Raw genomic sequence first — 21,622 nt, 5'->3', positions numbered from 1 at the left:
CGAGCGAACCCATGAGTGAGCAAAGCACCATCCGCTGGGAACGAGACGCCGACGGCATCGTCATCTTGACGTTGGATGACCCGAGCCAGTCCGCGAACACCATGAATGCCGCCTACGTGAAGTCCATGCGTGCGGTGGTGGACCGTCTGGTCCAGGAGAAGAACAACATCACCGGCGTGGTCATCACCTCCGCGAAGAAGACCTTCTTCGCCGGTGGCGACCTGAACGACTTGCGCAGCGTGAAGAAGGAGAACGCGCAGCAGGTCTTCGAGCTGGGGCAGGAAATCAAGGCGCAGCTGCGGACGCTGGAGACGCTGGGCAAGCCCGTCGTCGCGGCCATCAACGGCGCGGCGCTCGGAGGTGGGCTCGAAATCGCGCTCGCGTGTCACCGACGCATCGTCGCGGACGTGAAGGGCGCGCAGATTGGCCTGCCGGAGGTGACGCTCGGCCTGCTGCCCGGCGGCGGCGGCGTGGTGCGCACGGTGCGGATGCTCGGCATCGTGGATGCGCTGATGAAGGTCCTGCTCCAGGGCCAGCGCCTCCGTCCGCAGGAGGCGAAGGAAGTCGGCCTCGTGCACGAGGTGGTGGAGTCGGTGGACGCGCTCCTGCCCGCGGCGAAGGCGTGGGTGAAGGCGAACCCGAGCGCGCAGCAGCCGTGGGACGTGAAGGGCTACAAGATTCCGGGCGGCACCCCGTCCAACCCGGGCCTCGCGGCGAACCTGCCCGCCTTTCCCGCCAACCTGCGCAAGCAGCTCAAGGGCGCGAACATGCCGGCGCCGCGCGCCATCATGGCCGTGGCCGTCGAGAGCACGCAGGTGGACGTCGACACCGCGTTCGCCATCGAGTCGCGCTACTTCACCGAGCTGGCCACCGGCCAGGTCGCGAAGAACATGATTCAGGCGTTCTTCTTCGACATGCAGCATATCAACTCGGGTGGCGGCCGTCCCAAGGGCTTCCCGCAGCACACGGCGAAGAAGGTGGGCGTGCTCGGCGCGGGCATGATGGGCGCTGGCATCGCCTACGTCTGCGCCAAGGCCGGCATCGACGTGGTGCTCAAGGACGTGAGCCTCGAGTCGGCCGAGAAGGGCAAGCAGTACTCGGTGAAGCTGGTGCAGAAGGGCATCGAGAAGGGCAAGGTCACGAAGGAGAAGGGGGACGCGCTCCTCGCGCGCATCGTCCCCACCGCGGATGCGAAGGCGCTCGCGGGCTGCGACCTGGTCATCGAGGCCGTGTTCGAGGGCGTGGAGCTGAAGCACAAGGTGTTCGCGGAGATTCAGGACGTCGTCGCTCCGGACGCGGTGCTGGCTTCCAACACCTCCACGCTGCCCATCACTCTTCTTGCCGAGGGCGTGAAGCGGCCGGCGGACTTCGTCGGCATGCACTTCTTCTCTCCGGTCGACAAGATGCCGCTGCTGGAGCTCATCGCCGGCAAGAAGACGAGCGATGCCACGCTGGCGAAGGCCATCGACATCGCGGTGCAGATTGGGAAGACGCCCATCGTCGTCAACGACAGCCGGGGCTTCTTCACCAGCCGCGTCATCGGCACCTTCCTCAACGAGGCCATCGCCATGGTGGGCGAGGGCATCTCTCCCTCGTCCATCGAGCAGGCGGGTCAGCAGGCGGGCTACCCCGCGGCGCCGCTCCAGTTGATGGACGAACTCACGCTGACGCTGCCGCGCAAGATTCGCCTGGAGACGAAGGCCGCCGTCGAGGCCTCGGGCCAGAAGTGGGCGGAGCACGGCAGCTACGCCGTCGTGGACGCGCTCATCGACCAGCACCAGCGCAAGGGCCGCTCCACCGGGGGCGGTTTCTACGACTACGTGGATGGCAAGCGCACCAATCTGTGGCCGGGGCTCGCCCAGCACTTCACGAAGCCGGGCTACACCATTCCCTTCGAGGACATGAAGGAGCGGATGCTGTTCGCCGAGGCCATCGACACGGTGCGGTGCTTCGACGAGGGTGTGCTCCGCTCCGTGGCGGATGCGAACATCGGTTCCATCCTCGGCATCGGCTTCCCGGCGTGGACGGGCGGCGTGGTGCAGTACATCAACGGGTATGAAGGGCCGACCGGCACGGGGCCTCGCGGCTTCGTCATCCGCGCGCGCCAGCTCGCGGAGCGCTACGGGAAGCACTTCCTGCCGCCCGCGTCGCTCGTCGAGAAGGCCGAAAAAGGCGAGTTCTTGAAGTAGCCCCACTCTCACAACAAGGAGCAGTCCGATGGCTCGGAGTCCCAGTCCCCTCGCCGCCGAGCCGTCGCCTCTGCTCGACGCGAAGTCCCTCGTTGAGAAGCAGCGCGCGTACTTCGAGACGCGCGTCACGCTCCCGCTGGAGTGGCGGCGGGAGCAGTTGCAGGCGCTGGAGCGGGCGGCGCGCAAGTACGAGGCGGAAATCCTCGCCGCCCTCAAGGCGGACCTCTCCAAGAGCGCGGAGGAGGCCTACCTGACGGAGGTGGGCAGCATCTACGGGGAGCTGAAGGGCGCCCTCAAGAACGTGAAGGCGTGGATGAAGCCGCGGAAGGGCTCGGCGCCGCTCGTCATCCAGCCGGCGCGGGCATACCAGTACGTGGAGCCGCTCGGCGTGACGCTCATCATCGCGCCGTGGAACTACCCCTACCAGTTGGCGATTGCGCCGCTCATCGGGGCGCTCGCCGCGGGCTGCACCGCCGTGGTGAAGCCCAGCGAGCTGTCGCCCGCGACTTCGAGCGTGCTCGCGCGGATGCTGGGCGAGGCCTTTCCACCGGAGGTCGTCTCCGTCGTGGAAGGAGGGGTGGCCGAGAGCCAGGCGCTCCTCGCGGAGCGCTGGGACCTCATCTTCTTCACCGGTGGAACCAGCGTGGGCCGCATCGTGGCCGAGGCCGCGGCCCGGCACCTCACGCCCACCGTGCTGGAGCTGGGTGGAAAGAGTCCCTGCATCGTCGACAAGAGCGCGGACCTCGAAGTCACGGCGCGGCGCATCGCCTGGGGCAAGTACGTCAACGCCGGACAGACGTGCATCGCGCCGGACTACGTGCTCATTCCCTCCGAGCTCAAGGGCCGCTTCGCCGAGCTGGTCCAGAAGGCCGTCACGGACTTCTACGGCGCGGATGCGCGCACGAGCAGCGACTACGGCCGCATCGTCAGCACCCGCCACTTCGAGCGCATCTCCGCGCTCGCGGGCCATGGCAGGGTCGCCTTCGGCGGCGAGCGCGACGCGGCCAGCCGCTACTTCGCGCCCACCGTCATCACCGATGCGCCGCTGTCGAGCCCGCTGATGCAGGAGGAGATCTTCGGCCCCCTGCTGCCCCTCGTCGACTGTCCGAGCGTCGATGAGGCCATCCGCTTCGTGCGCTCGCGCCCGAAGCCGCTCGCCCTCTACAGCTTCGCGCGCGACGCCGCGGTGAACGAGCGCGTCCTCGCGCAGACTTCGAGCGGCGGCGCCGTCACCAACGACGTGTGCGTGCACTTCGCCGCCGAGGGGCTTCCCTTTGGCGGCGTGGGTGAGTCGGGGCTCGGCGGCTACCACGGCCAGTCGAGCTTCGACGCCTTCAGCCACAAGAAGAGCGTGGTGAAGCGGCCCTTCGCGCTCGACATGAAGCTGCGCTACCCGCCGTACGCCGGGAAGCTCGGCCTCTTCAAGCGCTTCCTGTAACGGGCGGGCGCCAGGGGCGGCGGCGGGGCCTGCTCATCCCTCCGCCATCTGCCGGACTTCGATTTCGTTCACCTTCACGACCTCGCCGAAACGAATCGCCCAATCGATGGCGGCCGCCTTCGACGGCAGGTCGAGAATCGCGTAGCCGGCGATGAGCTCCTTCGACTCCGTGAACGGCCCGTCCATCACCGTGTACTTGCCGCTCTTGAATCGGATACGCGTGCCCTTCTTCGTGCTCGTGAGGCCTCCGGTTGCCTGGAGGACGCTCGCCTTCGTCATCTGGTCGATGAGCGCATCCAGCTTCGCCTTCGTATGCGGATCTGGCGGCGCTTCATTCTCCGCGCGCTCGTCCATCTTGTGCATCGCCAGGAAGCGGAGCGGCGCATCCTCCGGCTTCGGCATCATGCCGAGGTCCCACGCCTCGTTGACCGCGCCCAGGAAGAGCTCCACGTCGCCCAGCACGGCCGCGAGCTTGTCGCACCATGAGATTGCCTCCTCCTTCGAGCGCACGCGCATGAGCGCGAAGCCGGCCGCGAGCTCCCGGGCATCGGTGAAGGGGCCGTTCGTCATCGTCCGTTTGCCGCTCTTGTAGACGATGTGCACCCGCTGTGACGAAGGCTTGAGCCCTTCGCCCGAGACGAAGACCTTCTCCTTCGCGCCCTCTTCGATGAGCTTGCCGACGCCCTCGATGATCGCCGGCTCCGGCGGGAGACCCTTCTCCATCTCATCCGTCATCTTGTGCATGACCATGAATCGCATTGAGCTCACTCCTCGGTTCGAGCTCGACCCTGTGCCTCGCTCTGGAATCATGACGAATCAGCGTGCTCCGGATCGACACGCCCGCTGCCGTCCGCCGGGGAGCCATGCGGCGGCTCCGGTATCAAGTGTGAATCCGGCACGTCAAAGCGCCCAAGCTCGCTGGTAGAGCACCACGCGGTAGCCGTCCGGATCCTCGAAGGTCTTCCCGTGGACGTCCCAGTACGGGTTGCGCGAGCGCACGGGAGAGAAGCCCGCGGTCTGCATGCGGCGCACCCGGGCTTCCCACGCGGCGCGCTCCGGGATGTAGAAGACGAGCAGGTTCTCCTCCGAGGGCGCGCTCGGCGCGGCGTGTCCGCGCTCCACCGTGAACTCCAGGTGGTATGGCGCGCCCCGATGTCCGAGCATCACGCCGTCGAAGCCCGCGTGGTCCTCGAAGCCTCCGAGGACCTCGAAGCCCAGCCCTTCCTGGTAGAAGCGCACCACTTGCGCCAGGCTCCGTGTCGGCCTCGCCACGCGCAGCTTCATCGTCTCCGTGTCCATGCAGCAGCTCCCGCCATCGGCTCGCGCGAACGCTGGCGCCACGCGCGGCTCTCCCACGCCGGGATTTCACGTGGCATTCCTGCGCGCCCGGCCTCGTGAACCTTTACACGACGGGGGACACCTATCAGCGGACATGATGATGCGATGGAGGGAATCCAACGCATCATCGCGCCGTGCCAGATTCGTCGAGAGCATCCAGCCGTCTGTGGTGCTTCTGGCCGCCAGCCGGTGGGAAGTTCATACGAGGTATGGGATTACGTACCCGTTTCATTCTGGAGCACCTGGCATGGCCCTCGCGGCCTGCTCGGTTGGCCCCAGCGCTTCGGGCCACCCCAGAGCTCGTGGGGGTGCGCCCCAAGCACCCGGAGTGACCAGCCCGGGCGGCCGGGCGTCGCCCCCGAGGCGTGCGGGGCATGCCGGGTCAGCGCAGGCTCTGGAGGTCGATGACGAAGCGGTACTTCACGTCGCCCTTCTCCAGCCGCTCCAGGGCGGTGTTGACGTCCTGGATGCGGATGCGCTCGATGTCGGAGACGATGCCGTGCTCGCCGCAGAAGTCGAGCATCTCCTGCGTTTCCGGGAGGCCGCCCGCGCCGGAGCCGGAGAAGCTGGCGCGCCGGGAGAGCAGGGGCATGGCGGAGACCCGCAGCGGCTTCGCCGGGAAGCCCACCAGGACCAGGTGCCCGTCGCGCTTGAGCAGCTCCAGGTAGGCGTTGACGTCGTGGTCCGCGGAGACGGTGTCCAGGATGAAGTCCATCCGGTCCGCCTGGGCCGCCATCTCCTCCGGGCGCGTCGACACCACGACCTCGTGCGCGCCCAGCCGCAGCGCGTCCTGCGTCTTGCGCTCGGAGTGGGTGAACGCGACGACATGCGCGCCCAGCGCCCGCGCGAACTTCACGCCCAGGTGGCCCAGCCCGCCCAGGCCCACCACGCCCACCCGCTGGCCGGGGCCCACCTCCCAGTGGCGCAGCGGCGAGTACGTGGTGATGCCCGCGCACAGCAGCGGCGCCACCGCCGCCGGGTCCAGGTTCGAGGGCACCTTGAGGGCGAAGTGCTCGTCCACCACGATGGCCTCCGAGTAGCCGCCCTGGGTGACAGTCCTTCCATCCTTCTCCCGCCCGCCGTAGGTCATGACGTTGCTGACCCGGCAGTACTGCTCCAGGCCGTCCTGGCAGTTCCGGCAGGTGCGGCAGGAGTCGACCATGGTCCCCACGCCCGCCAGGTCGCCCACCTGGAGCTTCTTCACCTCGCTGCCCACGCGCACCACGCGGCCGACGATTTCGTGGCCGGGCACCAGCGGGTAGGGCGAGAAGCCCCAGTCGTTGCGAATCATGTGCAGGTCCGTGTGGCAGACGCCGCAGAAGAGGATTTCCAGCTGCACGTCGCGCGGGCCGGGCTCACGGCGCTCGAACTGGAAGGGGGCAAGGGGGGACCGGGCGTCCTGCACGGCATAGGCGCGAACGGGAATCATGGGCATGGCTCCTGGGGAAGGGTTTCCCTCGTGACGCGACGAAATATGGGGGCCGGAGCCCCACTGCGAAACGGATGGAATCCGCACGCACTCCGTAGGAAAACTGTCGAATGGCCTTCACGCCCCTCAATGCCCTGAGTGCCTTCCTCGTGGTGGGACGCCGGCTCAGCTTCGCGGCGGCGGCCCACCAGCTGGGCGTCTCACCGTCCGCGCTGAGTCAGTCGGTACGCCAGCTGGAGGCGCGGGTGGGCGTGCCGCTGCTCACACGCACCACCCGGAGCGTGGCGCTGACGGACGCGGGCCAGCGCCTGATGGAGCGCGCGGGACCCTCCGTGGAGCTGGCGCTGGAGGCGCTGCGGACAGTCACCGCCAGCGCGGGGGAGGTGACGGGGCGCGTGCGGCTGTCGGTGCCCCGAGTGGTGCTGGCGCCCATCATCACACCCATCCTGCTGCGCTTCGCCGAGCGCTACCCGCAGGTGGAGGTGGAGCTGCGCGTCGAGGACGGCTTCGTGGACATCGTGGCGGAGGGCTTGGACGCGGGCATCCGTCCGTCGGAGACGATTGCTCGAGACATGGTGCAGGTGCGGGTGATGAAGAAGCACCGCTTCGTCGTGGCGGGCGCGCCGTCGTACCTCAAGCGCAAGGGCGTGCCCCAGCGCCCGGAGGACCTGCTGGAACACGACTGCCTCAACATCATCCAGCCCTCCACCGGCTCGCGGTATGCGTGGGAGCTGGAGCGCGGGAAGAAGCAGTGGCGCATCCCGGTGCGCGGCCCGCTGCTCTGTACGGACGAACAGACATTGATTGCCATGGCGGAGGCGGGCATCGCGCTCATGTATGCCTTCGAGCCCACCATCGAGCCGCACCTGAAGCGCGGCACCCTGCGGCGGGTATTGGAGCCCTACGCGGCGCAGGTGGATGGCTTCTTCCTCTACTTCCCCAGCCGCGCCCAGGTGTCCCCCGCGTTCCGAGCCTTCCTGGACGTGGCCCGCGAGGTGACGGCCTCGGCACGTTGAGGGGAGACCTCTGTCGCGCGCGGCACATCTTCGCAGGCGGCGGGCCATTGAAAGTAGGTCAAGGTGTGTGAATGGCGCACCTCTTCGCCAGCGGGCGACACCCTGTGCAGAGCAGGGCGCAACTCCGGCTCTCACCTGCCGAGAATCTGCGCATGAGAGTCCTCGCGTCCGCCCATCACGCTGCCCCGGCTCACCACCACGGCTCGAAGTCGAAGGGCCCGACTGACTTCAAGATCGGCTCGTTCAACGTCCTCGGCGCCAGCCACACCGCGCCCGGTGGGAACAAGGCGTCCCGCCCCTCCGGCGTAGAGCGGATGAAGCTCGCCGCGCAGGTGATCCAGAAGCACAAGCTGGACGTCGTCGGCTTCCAGGAGTTCGAGAAGAGCCAGCGCCAGGCGTTCATGCACGACACCAAGCACGAGTTCGAATTGTACCCGGGCAAGCACGGGGGCGCGGACCCGGTGAACTCGATTGCGTGGCGCAAGGACAAGTTCGAGTTCGTGAAGGGGACGCACGTGACCGTCCCGTACTTCGAGGGCAACAAGAAGCAGATGCCGGTGGTGCTGCTGAAGGACAAGGAGACCGGGCAGAAGGTGTGGGTGATGAACGTCCACAACCCGGCCGACACCAAGAAGCACCCGGACAATGAAAGAAACCGCGACATCGCGACCGCGAAGGAGATCGCGTTCATCAAGCACCTGGAGAAGACGACCGGCCACCCGGTGATCTTGACGGGTGACATGAACGAGAAGGCGGAGGCCCGGCAGCACATCACCAAGGGCACCGACATGAAGGCGGCGATGAACGGGAAGAACCCGCACTCGCACCAGGTAGGAATCGACTGGATTTTCGGGTCGCCCAGCGTGCACTTCGACGGCTACGACCGCGATGTCAGCAAGAAGGTCCGGCGCGCGAGCGACCACCCGCTGATCTACAGCAACGTGCACATCCCAGCTGACAAGAAGAAGTAGCGCCCCCCTCGTGTGGCTGCCGCTCTGCCCCCTCTTGGGGGCACCGCGGTCGAGCCCGCGCTCGTCGTCGTGCGTGCGTCGATGGCCGAGCGGCGTCGGACGCTGGCGTTCTGGGCGACGTGGGGCGTGACGACCAGGTGCCGGCAGTCGGCCACGAAGTCCTTCGTGTCGTAGCCCTTGTCCGCTCCCACGGTGACGCGTCGAGTGCCCGGTACCGCCTCGTGCAGCATGCCAATGGCCGCATCCCGCTCCGCGGTGCCCGTGGCCTCCAGCAGGCGCAGGTCGATGAGCAGCCCGTGCCGGTTCTCCATCAGCCCATTGAGGCAGTAGCTCAGCTTCGCTTCCTTCCCGTCCCCCTTGCGCATCAGCTTCGCCTCCGGGTCCGTCTTCGACTCGTGCGTGGCGTTGCTTCGCTTCTGGCCGTGGAAGTCCACCGTGCTGAAGTGCTCGCTGCTCGTCAGCCCCGCCCGCTGCGCCTGGCCCACGACGGCCGCGAAGAATTGCCGGGCGACGTCATGCTCCAGCAACAGCGTGCGGTTGACCGAGAAGGTGCTGTGGTCGAACGACACCTCCTCGATGCCCATGTCGAGGAACCAGCGGAAGAGGAGGTTGTAGTCGAGTTGCTCGCAGAAGAGCCGCTCGCCGCGCACCGAGTAGAAGGCCATCAGCAGCGAGGCCTTCAGCAACTGCTCCGGCGGGATGCTGGGGCGGCCCATCCGGCTGTACATCCGGTCGAACGTCGGGGAGAGCGCCGCCAACGCCGCGTCGGCCATGTCCTTCACCCGGCGAAGCGGATGGTCCTTCGCGACGCGCTCCCTCGGGCTCCTCAGGCTGAACATCGTCGTCTGCTGCTTGGGAGTCCCACGCATCGCGTCCTCCGATGCGCGTCTCCTCTCATGAGTAGGGGCGGGGTGTCGATCCCCCGCCCCTCAGACTTTCTCAACCGCCTGCTAGTGCGTGCTCAGCACGGCGATGTCGCAGGAGGTGAGCTCGCGGCTGTAGGTCCGGACATCGTCGAACGAAGCCGGAATGCTGGGGAAGGTGCCCATGCAGGGCAGCCTGCGGCCGATGCGGAACGAATTGGCGCCCGTGAGGTTTGTCGGCGCGGCGCTGGTCGAGGAGCCGACGAGCACGCCGTCAATGTACACTTTGAGCGAGGTCCCGCCGCGGGTATAGGCGACGTGGTGCCAGCTGCCGTTGTTGAGCGGCGACGGAGAGACGTTGACGCCTGCACCATTGGTGCCTGCCGCGTTCTCGTAGATCTCGAGCGACGCTGTCGAGGTGCTGCCGTTGAGCCTTGCCGAGAGGTAGTTGCCTGCGCTCCCGGCCACCCGGTTCCCGATGAGATCTCCGCTGCCGGGGCCGTTGAAGGTCGTCTTCAGCCAATAGCTCACGGTGAAGGCGGCCGTCCCGAATTGCCCGGGCGCGAGGCCGAAGTCGACGTGGGCGTTGAGGTCGCACTGCTGGGTGGGCGTGAGAGTGATAGCACTGGAGCCGTCGAAGCTGACCGTCCGCGACGCCGAGCTGCCGAGCGTTCCGTTCGACGTCCCCGCCGAGTCCAGGGCCGTGCTACCGCTGTCCTCGTCGAAGGTCCACCGATGGGCCAGGTTGTTGGTCGTGTCGGCGGCCGGGGTGCCGGAGCAGACCCCGTCCTGGCAGGTGTCCGGCTGGGTGCAGGCGTCGCCGTCGTTACACGCCGTTCCGTTGGGGGCTATCGGATGAGAGCACTGCCCGGTCGATGGATCACAGGTGCCCGCGATGTGGCACGCGTCGAGAGGCGCGCAGACCACCCCCGCGCAGAGGTCGGGCTCGCAGGTGTAGCTCCCGGGAGTGTTGACGCAGATTTCACCCGGCTGGCAGTTCGCAGTCCCGTTGGTGCACTCGTCGATGTCGGTGCAGACGCTCGGCTGTCCCGTGCAGGTGTAGCCCGGCTCTACTTCGCAGACGCTGTTGCAGCCGTCTCCAGAGAGTTGATTGCCGTCGTCACAGATTTCGAATCCGCCCAGCACCCCGTCACTACAGATGGGCCGCAGCGACGTCTCCACCGCGTCCACCAGGTAGAGCGCGACCGCGCCCTTCAGGCGCACGTAGCGATAGGGCTTGTTCCCCGGGTACGTCGCCACCGCCACATGCGTCCCCAGGCCCAGCTCCACCAGGTGCAACGAGCTGGAGCCAATGAGCGTCCCATCTGCCTTCAGGAAGTCCACCTGGGCCACCAGCGCCAATGACAGGCCCTGGTAGTAGACGCGCAGGTCGCCGGTGCCTTCCTCGCCCTGGCCCAGGTCCAGCACCAGCGCCGCGTTGAGCAAGCCCAGCAGGGTCGCGGCCTGCCCGTCCGGAGCGCCCAGCGCCGCGCTCGCGTTGAGCACCGTCGCCGTGGTGCCCGACCCCACAGCGTCCGCATACGGGTCCCACGTCAGCGAGGCTTCCGGGCTCGTACGCGTCAACGCTGCATCACCTCCTCGCAACGCCCCATCGCTTCCGGGACGTACACCTTCGTCGAGAGGCTCCACACCGCAAGACCCCAGTAACAATGCCAACGTCGCTCCCAGCCCCCGCGACAACAGCGCACCTGCACGGTTTCTCATTGGATGTCTCCCTTCATGGAATGAATCGCACCACTGCTCACAACAGACAGAGTCCAGCCCCGCGCCCGTCTCCGAGCGACTGGCAGACGTCGCTGCTCGGTGTATTCACACACACCCTATTCGCGGAGCACGTGTGCCTCCCCAGCGCGCACTCGTCCTTGATGGGCTTCCCGGGCCCCCGAATGGCGACGCAGCGATAGGGAAAGCACCGCACACGCCAAGCCGCTTCCAATGCGCTTCATGAAGTCTCCATCCCCGAGTCGGGAAGGAGCTCGACATGAGTCCTCACGCCCCCGACGAAGTGGCTGGCAGACTATTCTTGAATTTCAAGCTTCCAGACTCACAGACCACAACTACACTGCAAGTGCTACTGGGTCAACAACGCTGGACTTCGGGTGCGGCGCCAGCGCGGCGCTGCGGCCCCGGGTGGTGCCCAAGTCCGAGGCGCTAGTGGAGTGTCCACGAAGTTGGGCTTGCCCGATTTCGTGGACAGGTTCGTCAAGCTGCCGCACTTCGGGTTGAGGCGTTCCGCTCGTACTCCTTGGGGCTGACGGTGGATGTCCGGCGCAGGGCGGTTGAGCAACGCCATGTTCAGCGCGGAGAGCATGAGCTGGCGGTCGATGGTGTCGGCTAGAGTCTTCCGGACGGCGCACACCGTACGCGCCGGCAGGAGGGTCATTCCTTGTCAGCGACTCGCTGTGCCGTGGGACTGCTGCTGCTCTGGGCGTGGGGCTCCGCGCGGGCGCAGTCCTCGCCGTCCCTTCCCTACCGCCACGAGTCGTGCTCGGAGAACGGACGGGTCTGTCTCATCATCGAGCAGCTGGACACCGAGAGCGCGACGCTCACCCTGCGCACCACGGCGACCTCCGAGCTCACGGTGACGCTCGACGCGGAGGTGGAGAACGTGGAGCTCTCGACTCCGCTGCCTGTCACCGCCGTGTTCGAGGGCTCGCAGACGAAGACGTTGGTGCGGCTGAGGCGCGCGAAGCGGGGGCTGGCCTGGCGGTACAAGAACGTCCACTACAACTGGAACTGGGGCACCGCCCGGGCGCGGCACGACGACTCCGTCCTCTACCGGCTGCCCTTCGAGCCCAACCACGCCGTCCGCGTGATTCAGGGCTACGACGGCGGCATCAGCCACACCGGCCCCATGCGCCACGCGCTGGACTTCGACCTGCCGGAGGGCTCGCTGGTGCGCGCCGCCCGCGACGGCGTCGTGGCGGATGCCATCCACACCTTCAAGACGGCCGGCACCGACAAGAGCTACCGCGAGCGGGACAAGGCGAACCGGGTGTTGGTGCGCCACGCCGACGGGACGTTCGGCTACTACGGGCACCTCAAGCCGGGCGGAGTCTTCGTGCGGGAGGGCCAGTCCGTCACCGCCGGGCAGCCGCTGGGTATCTCCGGCAACACCGGCTACTCGCGCGGCCCGCACCTGCACTTCGAGGTGCGCACGGCGGTGGACGGCACGCAATGGCAGACATTCCCCGTCCGCTTCACCACCCAGCAGGGCCGGGGTCTCACGCTGGAGCAGGACAAGTCCTACTCCGCCGCGCGCTGAGCGTGCCGGCCTCCGTGAGGCGCTCGCGGCGGAACGGACTCGGTGCAACTCCAATCGGTGGCGTGGGCTCACCCACCGCGGCCTGGATGCGCGCCTCCCGCATGACCTGGAAGGCGCGCATCAGGGACCTCATGGTTTCAGCTCAGTACACCACCACCGAGGCATAGATGCTGGTGCCGCTCGTGTAGGCCACCAGGGCGCCGCCATTGGACGGAAGCGCCGCGACCGCGGGCGCGGCGCCCTGCGCCACCGTCCTGGCATCCGCGGCCGAAATCGTGGCGGCCCCCACGAGCATCCGGTCCAACTGGACAGCGCCCGTCGTCAACTGAGAGGCGACATAGGCGTTGCCGATGGCGTCCGCGTCAATCGACCGGAAGGGACCGGGGCCGATGTTCGTGGGGAGGCCCGTCACCTGGGTGCTCGTCCCAGGCGCCGACACCGGGATGACGTCCACGTTGTTGTCCCCAAAGGTGCCCGTGACGTAGATGAACCCGTTGGAGCCCGTCCAGTCCGAGTAGAAGGCCTGCCCCGGCGGGGAGCTCAGCGGGCCAAAGCTGGTCGCCTGGTCGCTGCTGCGGCGGATGCGGAAGGAGGGGTCGTCGCTCACCGAGAAGATGTCTCCGCTGATCTTGTCCACGATGACGTCGTGGTAGATGTTGGACTGGTCCGAGTCCGTCCCGCTGAAGTCGCCCGCGCCTCGCGCGAAGTTCCGGAGGACGCGCACCCCCACGCTGCCTCGCGTGCCGGAGATGTAGAGGGCATCGCCCATGGAATCCAGGCTGACGGTGGGGCCGGCCACCGAGGACAGGATTCGCGGCGCCTCCCAGCTCGCCCCCGCGTCGACGGTCCGGGTGAAGAACAGCACGCCCGGGGCCGCCGTCGCCGCGACATAGGCGACCCCCGTGGGGCCGCCTTCAATCGCGACCTCCGCCGCGCCGGTGATGCCCAGGGGGGTGGGCCCCACCCAGGTCTGGCCACGGTCCACGCTCACGCTGACGTGGACCGCGCCACCGCATTTCATGACGACGTAGAAGCGCCCCAGCGCATCCACCGCCACCTTGCGCCCCGTGTTCGAGTTGGCCGTGCTGCAGCTCAGCGTCCCGCTGATGAGCGTGGGGGGCACGTTGGAGAAGGCATCCAGCTGGCACGCGGCGTCACAGCCATCCCCGGGGGTCGTGCCGCCATCGTCGCACTGCTCTCCCGTCGTGCTGTCCACCAGGCCGTCGCCGCACACCTCCACGCCCCGGCAGTCCGCCCGGCAGCCGTCCCCCGCGACGCGGTTGCCGTCGTCACACACCTCACCCGAATCGATGTAGCCGTCGCCGCAGACAGGCGGCCCCCTGACGGTGATGCTGACGGTGGCGACGGCGGAGGTGAGCGAGCCGTCGCTGGCCGTGAAGGTGAAGAGGTCCGCTCCCTGGAAGTCCGCGGCCGGCGTGTAGATGAGCTGGGCGCCCGTTCCGGACAGCGTCCCATGAGCGGGGGCCGTGAAGCTGAACGTGAGCGCATCTCCGTCCACATCCGTGGCCGACACCGTGATGGGGGTCGTCGTGTTGTAGCTCACCGTCACCGCGGCAGAGGCGGCCACGGGCGCGTCGTTGACCGGTTGGACCGTGACTGTGACGGTGGCCGTCACCTGATTCTCACCGTCGGAGACGGTGACCTGGAACGTGTCCTCTCCGGAGAAGTCCCCAGCCGGGGTGTACGTCACCGACGGGCCCGTCCCCGTGAGCGTGCCGTGGCCGGGCGTGGTGAAGGTGTAGGTGAGCGCGGCGCCCTCCGGGTCCACCGCGGTGAGGGTGATGTCCAACGGGGTGTCCTCAGGGGTGGTCCCGTGGAAGTCCTCCACCGTGGGCGCCCAGTTGTCGTCACAAACGCTCGGCGAGCCCCTGCAGGTGTAGCCCGGCTCGATTTCGCAGACGCTGTTGCAGCCGTCACCCGACAGCATGTTCTTGTCGTCGCAGACCTCGGGGCCCTGAAGGATGCCGTCGCCGCAGAAGACGCACGTGCCCGTCCCCAGCTTCGTCGTCTCGACCGCGTCCACCTGGTAGGTGGTGCCCGAGGCCCCCTTCACCTTCACCAGCCGGAAGGCCGCGCTCTTCGTGTACGGAACCGTCGCCACCAGGCGCCCCTGCTCCGTCCCCGTCTTGCTGACACGCCCCGTCGCCAGCAGCACCCCGTCCGCCCGGAGGAACTCCACCGTGGCCCGGGTCGGCGCACCTCCCACGTAGTACAGCTTCAGCGACTCCAGGCCCTCCTCTCCGGTCCCCATGTCGAGCGTCAACGTCGCCGCCCCCTGAAGCGTCGCCACCATGCCGTCCGGGGCACCCACCGCGTTGTCCTGGTCCGTCACCCGGTTCGTCGCCCCGTCCAGCACCGAGTCCGCGTAGGGCTCCACGGGCCCGCTCGGGTCCCCATTGGTTCCACACGGATTGCCACCGGCCCTCGACGTCAGTTCTCCAAGCGGCGGCCCTTCCTGCTCTCCGGGTCCGGAGCTCGCTCCGCAGCCCCCCAGCAGAGACACCGCCAATGCGCCACCCGCCAGTGCACCCAGCTTCCACTGCCAGCTTCTCGTCATGATGGTCGTCCCCAAGATTCTCAATGTCTGCTCAAGTAAAAACACGCAGGAAGGGCCCGGCGCCCCCAAGGCGCCTTTGTCCTCGCCTCGCCCCCCCCAGCGAAATTGAATTGCACCGGCGGTATGACTTTGGCTCGCCAATCTGTAATTAATCGTGCGGGTTGATTTGAACCCAGACCGCGTCACGGTTTCCCCCGAGGTCTCTCTCACCCCTCCCGTGGGGCCGATGTGAAAGGAGCCCGATGGGCCCTTGGACGGTCGGGCTCGGCGCGGAAGACGGGTGTTTGTCATTGCCACCCCGCGAACCGGCACCCCTGCTCGTATGTGATAGGGATTGGAGCGGTGCTGTTGCTGGCTCAGTCTGGAAGTTCCCTTGACTCATTTCCGGCGTTCGTGACACGCAGGTGGGAAGAGGACTGCCCGCCATGTCCACCCTCCAGCTGCTCTACAATGACCTGAAGGACGCGCTCTCGACGAGAGCGGCGATTTCCCTCAGGACGCTCGGAACGAAGCACCTGGAGGAAGCACTGCCCGAGGTGGTGGCGCGGGGTCATGACGAATTCCGGCTCGAAGGCGTGAAGAAGGAGCGCCCGCCCCCCAAGCTGCTCCGGGAGATTTTCGGAGAGCCGGAGCAGGCGCGGGGCTCCGGGAGCGCGCAGCAGGTGGGAGAGGACCTCGGCGTGCGAATCCGGGTGGAGGAGGAGGAACTCCCCGACGAGCGGCCCGAGCCTCCGCCCGTGACCATCTTCGTGGAGACCCGCGACAAGCAGGGAGCACTCCGGCGCCTCCGGCGCAAGTACGGCACGGAGCTCGAGCGCGTGGTGTTCAAGGGGACCTTCGGCAACGGGCTGCGCATCCAGGGCACGGCCTGGCAGTCCGAGCGCGGCGTCGAGCTGTGCACCCGCATCTCCGGCTTCCAGGAGCCGACGCTCGACTTCTTCAATGGCTACTTCCGCCATCCCTATCTCGGCGAGCTCACGAACGTCGCGCTGAGCGACCACGAGCTGGTGGCCTCGACGGCGGACATGCGCATCCAGACACGCTACGCGCGGGTGAAGGCGAAGCGGGGCATCCTCTTCCACTGCACGCTGACGATGCCCCCGCACCTCGCCGCGCTCGTGGACGTGCCGACCGAGGGCAAGAAGCTCACGCTCTTCGGGTGGCTCCCCCATGACGCGGACGAGACGGTGAAGTTCTTCACCGCGCCGCTCTTCAAGCTGAAGGTCGGCTCGCTCCAGCTCGAGCGGGGCTACTTCAAGGCCACCTGCGGCGAGGGCCTCATCGACGGAGAGCGCTCCGTGCCGGACGAGGATGACGACGGCTACCGCGAGGTGAAGTTCGAGCTCTACGGCCTCAAGACGCTGGGCTCCCAGGAGCGCCTCTTCTACGGCGATGTCCCCGCCGAGCACGAGTCGCTGCAGCTCCGCATGAGCACGAGCATGAAGAAGGATTCCGCGGTGCCCGTCGCGGAGCTGGACGCGCTCATGGGCGGCAACTCCTTCTGGCGCGACGTGCTCCCGGCCTCCTGGCGTCCGACCACCGCGAAGGTCCGCCGGTACAACCAGAACACGCAGCTGTCCGACGGCCTCACCGCGAGCACGCTGTGCGAGCTCCGCATCGGAAACCTGGTCACCCGGGACGGAAGGCTGCGGTTCGCCCGCATCAGCCTCCGGTGGGTCGTCGGATTCCCGGATGACCCGTCGCTGACGAACGTCTTCGTCGAGGGCGAGGCGAAGCTGCATTACTTCCGTGAGGGGACGAACGTCTTCGACGAGCCGCTCGACGCGAGCATCTCCTTCACGCCGGCCCATGCCATCACCGCGCTGCGCGAGGCCATGCCCGCGGAGGCCTACACGGAGATGTGGAGGACACTGGGCCGCCAGGACCCGCCCGTCGTGCGGCGGCCGATGCACGTCCGTTTCCGCATCGCGCAGGGTGGCATCACACTGGAGTCATGGACGGCCCAATGAGCCGGCCTGAACGCATCAGGAGCGCCGCATGCCCACCCTGAACATCCTCTCGTGGAACATCAAGGACTTCGCGGGCAACCGCTACACCAAGCACGGCAACACCATCCTCAACACCATCTACTCGACGGCGGGTGCCCGGCTCTTCGACATCATCGTCGTCGTGGAGCCGCTCACGAAGATGGTCAAGTTCTCGCACGGTGACGTCGTCACCGAGGGCGCGGGGCTCGACGGCATCCTCGCGCTCTACTTCGGGCTCGCGGCGAAGCACCCCGCGTGGCGCGTCGTTCCCCTGCGCGCGTCGGCGGACCCTCCGAAGTCCGACATGATTGGCGTCTACTACTTCTCCGAGGTGGTCGACTTCACGGGGCCGGACAACATCGTCGGCCCCACCGCCATCGTGACCAAGACGGTGACGCCCACCCACCACAGCCTGCCCTGGGGCGCGACCTCGACGAAGGCGGGCAAGGTCGCCTTCGAGGACACGGGCGGCACCGACGTCGACTTCTTCGGGCGCAATCCCTACCTGGTGGAGTTCAATACGCCCGAGCGCACCGCGCGGAAGTTCTCCGTCGACGTCAAGGCGCTGCCCGGTCCGAACCTCGACATCTTCACGGGCTCGCTCCCCGACGCGGTGGATGCGCACCCCTACCGCTTCACGCTCCAGGCCTGCGGCGGCACGCCTCCATACGTCTGGAGCAAAGAGGGGACGTCGGCCCTGCCCGCGGGGCTCGACTTCGTCGGTGGCGTCCTGAGCGGGACGCCCACGGTGACGGGCGCGTTCCACCTGGACGTGAAGGTGGCGGACGGCGCCGGCAACGACGTGACGAAGAGCATTGCCCTCACGTCACGCGCCGTCACCGGCGGGCTCGTCTTCGAGACGGCCGCGGCCCTGCCGGACGCCGTCGAGGGACAGCCCTATGACGTGCTGCTCGTCACCAGCGGCGGCACGGGGGCCCGGAGCGTCATCCACGCGCCCCAGAAAATCACCGACAAGCTCCCCGTCGGCTGCAGCGTCGCCACCGACGGGGCCTTCGTCTGGGCCGCGCCCACCGTGAAGAAGCTCGAGTTCGACACCAGCGTCGCCGACTCGACGGACCGGGGCTTCGTCGTCGTGGGGCTCCACGCGCCGCCCCAGGCGCGCGCGCCGGAGAACTCGGACGCCGTGAACAACATCGCCCTCATCCGGGACATCCTCCCGCCCCTGCGCACCAAGCCGGTTGTCATCGTCGGCGACTTCAACACCTGCCCGCTCGTCCCCCAGTGCCGCGTCCTCGTGAAGCCCGGCAAGAAGAACGACCCGGACTACAAGGACACCACGCACCCCGTCGCGGAGAGCACCGCGCTCAACGCCCTCACCCTGGCGGGCTTCACCTCCCACAAGACGATGGTTCGCAGCAGCCTCAAGGCAGCCAAGGGCGCGGGGGAGGCCGCCTACTATTACGTCGCGACGAAGCAGCCCCCCGCGCCCAACATCACGCTGGACCACCTGACGACGCATGCCTTCGACCACATCCTCACGATTGGCTTGCCGGGCGGCGCGGTGACCAACGTGGCCACGGTGGACCTCGTGGCCCTGGACCCGGGCTTCGTCGCCGCGGAGACCGACGCGAAGAACAAGAAGCCGAGCCCCATCAAGGGCATCTGCAAGAAGTACCTGTGGACGGAGGGCGTCAGCGACCACTACCCGGTGAAGCTCAGCATCACCCTGTGAGGGGCGCGGCTCACTCCTCGCTGTCTGCGTCGTCGGACGAGGCGGTGGGCCGCACCCAGTAGAGCAGCGGCGCGTCCTTCGCCGTCTCCTTCGCGGGGGACTTCGCGGCCTGCGCGCCCTGCTCCTGCTCCACGACGCGCAGCAGGAAGCGCGGCGTCCCGTCCACCGCCGGCTCGAGTGGCTCGACGGTGGCCGTCAGCTTGGACGCGTCCGCGTCCACGTCCGCGAAGTGCACGCGCCCGGACGCGTTCGTCGTCTTCCGGGCCTGCGCTCCGGCCGGGAAGTCGAGCACGCACTCGGTGTCGCGGATGGGCTCGCCGTTCGCGTGACGGAACACCAGGTCCAGGTAGGGGAGGGGGCAGCTCGTCACTGGCGACGCGGGCCACGTCAGGTCGTCCCGCTGCGCCGCGCGGTCCAGCGCCTCGAAGGACTCGGCCCTGGACGGGCCGAGCGGAAACTCCTCGATGACGGCGTTCAGGTCATGGGACTCGACGAGGGTCCGCGTCTCCAGGTGGCTCATGGGCTCTCAGTCTCCATCCTTGCGCAGCTCGCTCCGGGAGAGGGCGACGAGCTCCTCGATTTTCTCCCCGGGCGTGAGCGGCCCGTGGAGGACGGCGGAGAACGCGGGGCGCTGCGAGAAGCCGTCTCCCAGCGCGAGCGCCACGTTGACGTAGCGGAGCCACTGCTCCTGCGTCTCGAAGCCCTGGCCGCGGGCCTCGTCGGACAGGCGGCGGACGCGGGCGCGCAGGTCGTCCCGTCCGGAGGCGGCGAGGATGCTCGGCCAGTGCTCGGCCACGAGGTCCGTGGCCTTGTCGAGGTACAGCTCGTAGCGCCCCTGTGCGAGCGTGGCCACCTGCGCTGAACGGACCACCAGCATGCGTCGGAGCCTACGCGCCGCCGTTTCATACCGTCAACGCGGCCCCGGCGCTCAGGAGTGGGCTGCCTTCCCCACGTTCGGTTCGCTGGGGGGAAAGGACCGGCCCCTTTCGAGCCAGAAGGGTTCCTGCCTCCAGGCGCTCATTCAATCTGATTTATTTTTCGTGGGATGGCGGAGAGGTCGGGCCCTCATGGAAGGGCTTAACGCCGACTCTCCCCCAGACAGCGCCCCTGGCGCAGGATGAACATCCCCATGAAAGTCGAAGGCTGGCTGAATCCCCGTACGTGGCTGTCAGGTCTGTCATTGGCGCTGCTGCTGAGCGGCACCGGCTGCGGTTCTGAGGACCCGATTGCAGGCACGCAGGAGGCGCCCACGCAGGAGGCGTCCCTCATCACGCCCTTGGCGCGACCCAACTTCCAGGCCCCCTTCCCCTGCGGGCAGTCCTGGACGTACAGCCACCACAGCGCCGAGGTGCGGCGCGCGCTCGACTTCGTGAACAATGGAGGGGGCACCAACGGCCAGCCGCAGCTCGCCTCCGCGGCAGGCTATGCCACGCGCCACTTCGAGTCCGGCGGCGCGGGCAACTACATCAAGATCGACCACGGCGGCGGATGGATGACGTACTACTTCCACCTGTCGGCCTACTCGGTGCCGAGCGGCACCCAGGTGGCGCAAGGCCAGCAGATTGGCGTGACGGGGAGCACCGGCGCGAGCAGCGGGGCGCACGTCCACTACGAGCAACTGCTCAACGGCGTGGGCCAGGACATCGTCCTCAACGGCGTGTCGCTCGCGCCCTATCCCGGCAGCTACGGCTCCAGGAGCATCACCAGCAACAACTGCTCCACTTGCGTGCTCAAAGGGGACATCAAGGCGAAGTACGACGCGGTGAACGGCCCGGCGCTGCTGGGCAGGTGCCTGGCCGGTGAGCTGTCCACGCCGGACGGGGTGGGCCGCTTCAACCACTTCGAGCGCGGCAGCATCTACTGGACTCCGACGCTCGGCGCGCACGTGGTCGTGGGGCAGATCAAGCTCAAGTGGGAGCAGCTGGGCTGGGAAGTCGGCGTGCTGGGCTACCCCCTCACCGATGAGCTGGCGACGCCGGACGGGCGCGGCCGCTTCAACCACTTCGAGCGCGGCAGCATCTACTGGACGCCGGAGCTGGGGGCCTGGGAAGTCCACGGGGACATCCGGGCGAAGTGGGAGCAGCTGGGCTGGGAGCGCAGCGCGCTGGGTTACCCGAAGACGGGGGAGTTGGCGACGCCGGACCAGACGGGCCGCTACAACCACTTCGAGAATGGGAGCATCTACTGGACGCAGGCGACGGGAGCGCACGAGGTGCGCGGACTCGTGCATGCGAAGTGGGCGGAGCTGGGGTGGGAGAAGAGCTACCTGGGCTACCCGGTGACGGACGAGCAGGGGGCGCCGGACGGGGTGGGGCGCTTCAACCACTTCCAGAAGGGAAGCGTCTACTTCACGCCGGCGACGGGAGCACATGCGGTGGTGGGCGACATCAACGCGAAGTGGGTGGCGCTGAGCCGTGAGGCGGGGCTGCTGGGCTACCCGCTGACGGACGAGACGAAGACTCCGGATGGGGTGGGGCGCTTCAACCACTTCCAGAATGGAAGCATCTACTGGACGCCGGCGACGGGAGCGCAGGAGGTGCACGGCCCCATCCGGGACAAGTGGGAGTCCATGGGCTGGGAGGCGGGAGCGCTGGGCTACCCGGTGCGGGACGAGTACGCCGTCACCGGTGGACGTGAGAGCGAATTCCAGAAGGGCTTCATCACCCTCAACACCACCACCGGCGCCGTCACGGTGCGCATGAAGTAGCAATCCCCTGAAGTTGCCCCGTGCTTCGAGTAGGAATCGAAGCCGCCCGTGCGGCTTCGATTCCCGAACCGTGAAGGAACGGGTGCGGTACACGAGGACGTGACGAATGCAGGCAACGAGAAGGCA

At 67.8% G+C, this 21,622-nt stretch carries 16 protein-coding genes; 8 read left to right on the top strand and 8 right to left on the bottom strand.

Annotation, left to right across the window (positions count from 1 at the left end; genetic code table 11):
- Positions 1 to 11 precede the first annotated feature (11 nt).
- The gene (locus OV427_RS20690; RefSeq protein ID WP_267857860.1) at positions 12 to 2,189 is read left to right on the top strand and encodes a 3-hydroxyacyl-CoA dehydrogenase NAD-binding domain-containing protein; all 2,178 of its coding nucleotides are present in this window, start codon (positions 12 to 14) and stop codon (positions 2,187 to 2,189) included.
- Between the two features lie 28 nt (positions 2,190 to 2,217).
- Positions 2,218 to 3,627: an aldehyde dehydrogenase family protein gene (locus OV427_RS20685; RefSeq protein ID WP_267857859.1), complete on the top strand. Its 1,410-nt coding sequence runs from the start codon at positions 2,218 to 2,220 to the stop codon at positions 3,625 to 3,627.
- A 33-nt stretch (positions 3,628 to 3,660) separates the two neighbouring features.
- Here the strand turns inward: OV427_RS20685 and OV427_RS20680 are convergent, their stop codons facing one another.
- The 3 genes from OV427_RS20680 to OV427_RS20670 all read right to left on the bottom strand — a co-directional run bounded on the left by OV427_RS20680 (position 3,661) and on the right by OV427_RS20670 (position 6,394).
- Positions 3,661 to 4,386 (bottom strand): YciI family protein, encoded by a 726-nt coding sequence (locus OV427_RS20680; RefSeq protein WP_267857858.1) that lies wholly within the window; start codon positions 4,384 to 4,386, stop codon positions 3,661 to 3,663.
- Positions 4,387 to 4,527: 141 nt separating this feature from the next.
- Positions 4,528 to 4,926 (bottom strand): VOC family protein, encoded by a 399-nt coding sequence (locus OV427_RS20675; RefSeq protein WP_267857857.1) that lies wholly within the window; start codon positions 4,924 to 4,926, stop codon positions 4,528 to 4,530.
- A gap of 421 nt (positions 4,927 to 5,347) precedes the next feature.
- Positions 5,348 to 6,394, bottom strand: coding sequence for an NAD(P)-dependent alcohol dehydrogenase (locus OV427_RS20670; RefSeq protein WP_267857856.1), 1,047 nt, complete (start codon positions 6,392 to 6,394; stop codon positions 5,348 to 5,350).
- A 110-nt stretch (positions 6,395 to 6,504) separates the two neighbouring features.
- Between OV427_RS20670 and OV427_RS20665 the strand changes: the two genes are divergently transcribed.
- Together OV427_RS20665 and OV427_RS20660 are read left to right on the top strand one after the other, a co-directional pair.
- The gene (locus OV427_RS20665; protein WP_267857855.1) at positions 6,505 to 7,410 is read left to right on the top strand and encodes a LysR family transcriptional regulator; all 906 of its coding nucleotides are present in this window, start codon (positions 6,505 to 6,507) and stop codon (positions 7,408 to 7,410) included.
- 152 nt (positions 7,411 to 7,562) lie between these two features.
- Positions 7,563 to 8,381 carry an endonuclease/exonuclease/phosphatase family protein gene (locus OV427_RS20660; protein WP_267857854.1) on the top strand — a complete coding sequence of 273 codons (819 nt, stop codon included), beginning with the start codon at positions 7,563 to 7,565 and terminating at the stop codon, positions 8,379 to 8,381.
- Here the strand turns inward: OV427_RS20660 and OV427_RS20655 are convergent.
- Positions 8,342 to 9,250, bottom strand: a complete 909-nt coding sequence (locus tag OV427_RS20655) for an IS5 family transposase (RefSeq protein WP_267857853.1) — start codon at positions 9,248 to 9,250, stop codon at positions 8,342 to 8,344. The two genes, OV427_RS20660 and OV427_RS20655, sit on opposite strands and share 40 nt — an antisense overlap.
- An 81-nt stretch (positions 9,251 to 9,331) precedes the next feature.
- On the bottom strand, positions 9,332 to 10,828 hold the full coding sequence (locus OV427_RS20650; protein ID WP_267857852.1) for a LamG-like jellyroll fold domain-containing protein: 1,497 nt from the start codon (positions 10,826 to 10,828) through the stop codon (positions 9,332 to 9,334).
- Between the two features lie 823 nt (positions 10,829 to 11,651).
- On the opposite strand from OV427_RS20650, the gene OV427_RS20645 reads away from it, so the two are divergent.
- Positions 11,652 to 12,530, top strand: coding sequence for a M23 family metallopeptidase (locus OV427_RS20645; RefSeq protein ID WP_267857851.1), 879 nt, complete (start codon positions 11,652 to 11,654; stop codon positions 12,528 to 12,530).
- Positions 12,531 to 12,672: 142 nt separating this feature from the next.
- On the opposite strand, the gene OV427_RS20640 is transcribed toward OV427_RS20645, so the two are convergent.
- Positions 12,673 to 15,108 carry a myxococcus cysteine-rich repeat containing protein gene (locus OV427_RS20640; protein ID WP_267857850.1) on the bottom strand — a complete coding sequence of 812 codons (2,436 nt, stop codon included), beginning with the start codon at positions 15,106 to 15,108 and terminating at the stop codon, positions 12,673 to 12,675.
- A 425-nt stretch (positions 15,109 to 15,533) separates the two neighbouring features.
- Here OV427_RS20640 and OV427_RS20635 point away from each other — a divergent pair, with 425 nt between their 5' ends.
- Positions 15,534 to 17,078: a hypothetical protein gene (locus OV427_RS20635; RefSeq protein ID WP_267857849.1), complete on the top strand. Its 1,545-nt coding sequence runs from the start codon at positions 15,534 to 15,536 to the stop codon at positions 17,076 to 17,078.
- A 28-nt stretch (positions 17,079 to 17,106) separates the two neighbouring features.
- Positions 17,107 to 18,789 (top strand): putative Ig domain-containing protein, encoded by a 1,683-nt coding sequence (locus tag OV427_RS20630; RefSeq protein WP_267857848.1) that lies wholly within the window; start codon positions 17,107 to 17,109, stop codon positions 18,787 to 18,789.
- A gap of 10 nt (positions 18,790 to 18,799) precedes the next feature.
- On the opposite strand, the gene OV427_RS20625 is transcribed toward OV427_RS20630, so the two are convergent.
- On the bottom strand, positions 18,800 to 19,309 hold the full coding sequence (locus tag OV427_RS20625) for a hypothetical protein (RefSeq protein WP_267857847.1): 510 nt from the start codon (positions 19,307 to 19,309) through the stop codon (positions 18,800 to 18,802).
- Positions 19,310 to 19,315: 6 nt separating this feature from the next.
- Positions 19,316 to 19,666, bottom strand: coding sequence for a hypothetical protein (locus OV427_RS20620; protein WP_267857846.1), 351 nt, complete (start codon positions 19,664 to 19,666; stop codon positions 19,316 to 19,318).
- A gap of 252 nt (positions 19,667 to 19,918) precedes the next feature.
- Between OV427_RS20620 and OV427_RS20615 the strand changes: the two genes are divergently transcribed.
- On the top strand, positions 19,919 to 21,496 hold the full coding sequence (locus OV427_RS20615; RefSeq protein ID WP_267857845.1) for a peptidoglycan DD-metalloendopeptidase family protein: 1,578 nt from the start codon (positions 19,919 to 19,921) through the stop codon (positions 21,494 to 21,496).
- Positions 21,497 to 21,622 lie beyond the last annotated feature (126 nt).

The sequence above is a fragment of the Pyxidicoccus sp. MSG2 genome, from assembly GCF_026626705.1.
Taxonomy (GTDB): Bacteria; Myxococcota; Myxococcia; order Myxococcales; family Myxococcaceae; genus Myxococcus.
This window is presented reverse-complemented; position numbering and strand designations above follow the sequence as displayed.

What these genes read in the sequence shown, in the direction of transcription:
- OV427_RS20690 (WP_267857860.1), top strand. Translation starts at nt 12, where the DNA reads ATGAGTGAGCAAAGCACCATCCGCTGGGAACGAGACGCCGACGGCATC.
- OV427_RS20685 (WP_267857859.1), top strand. Translation starts at nt 2,218, where the DNA reads ATGGCTCGGAGTCCCAGTCCCCTCGCCGCCGAGCCGTCGCCTCTGCTC.
- OV427_RS20680 (WP_267857858.1), bottom strand. Translation starts at nt 4,386, where the DNA reads ATGCGATTCATGGTCATGCACAAGATGACGGATGAGATGGAGAAGGGT.
- OV427_RS20675 (WP_267857857.1), bottom strand. Translation starts at nt 4,926, where the DNA reads ATGGACACGGAGACGATGAAGCTGCGCGTGGCGAGGCCGACACGGAGC.
- OV427_RS20670 (WP_267857856.1), bottom strand. Translation starts at nt 6,394, where the DNA reads ATGATTCCCGTTCGCGCCTATGCCGTGCAGGACGCCCGGTCCCCCCTT.
- OV427_RS20665 (WP_267857855.1), top strand. Translation starts at nt 6,505, where the DNA reads ATGGCCTTCACGCCCCTCAATGCCCTGAGTGCCTTCCTCGTGGTGGGA.
- OV427_RS20660 (WP_267857854.1), top strand. Translation starts at nt 7,563, where the DNA reads ATGAGAGTCCTCGCGTCCGCCCATCACGCTGCCCCGGCTCACCACCAC.
- OV427_RS20655 (WP_267857853.1), bottom strand. Translation starts at nt 9,250, where the DNA reads ATGCGTGGGACTCCCAAGCAGCAGACGACGATGTTCAGCCTGAGGAGC.
- OV427_RS20640 (WP_267857850.1), bottom strand. Translation starts at nt 15,108, where the DNA reads ATGACGAGAAGCTGGCAGTGGAAGCTGGGTGCACTGGCGGGTGGCGCA.
- OV427_RS20635 (WP_267857849.1), top strand. Translation starts at nt 15,534, where the DNA reads ATGTCCACCCTCCAGCTGCTCTACAATGACCTGAAGGACGCGCTCTCG.
- OV427_RS20630 (WP_267857848.1), top strand. Translation starts at nt 17,107, where the DNA reads ATGCCCACCCTGAACATCCTCTCGTGGAACATCAAGGACTTCGCGGGC.
- OV427_RS20625 (WP_267857847.1), bottom strand. Translation starts at nt 19,309, where the DNA reads ATGAGCCACCTGGAGACGCGGACCCTCGTCGAGTCCCATGACCTGAAC.
- OV427_RS20620 (WP_267857846.1), bottom strand. Translation starts at nt 19,666, where the DNA reads ATGCTGGTGGTCCGTTCAGCGCAGGTGGCCACGCTCGCACAGGGGCGC.
- OV427_RS20615 (WP_267857845.1), top strand. Translation starts at nt 19,919, where the DNA reads ATGAAAGTCGAAGGCTGGCTGAATCCCCGTACGTGGCTGTCAGGTCTG.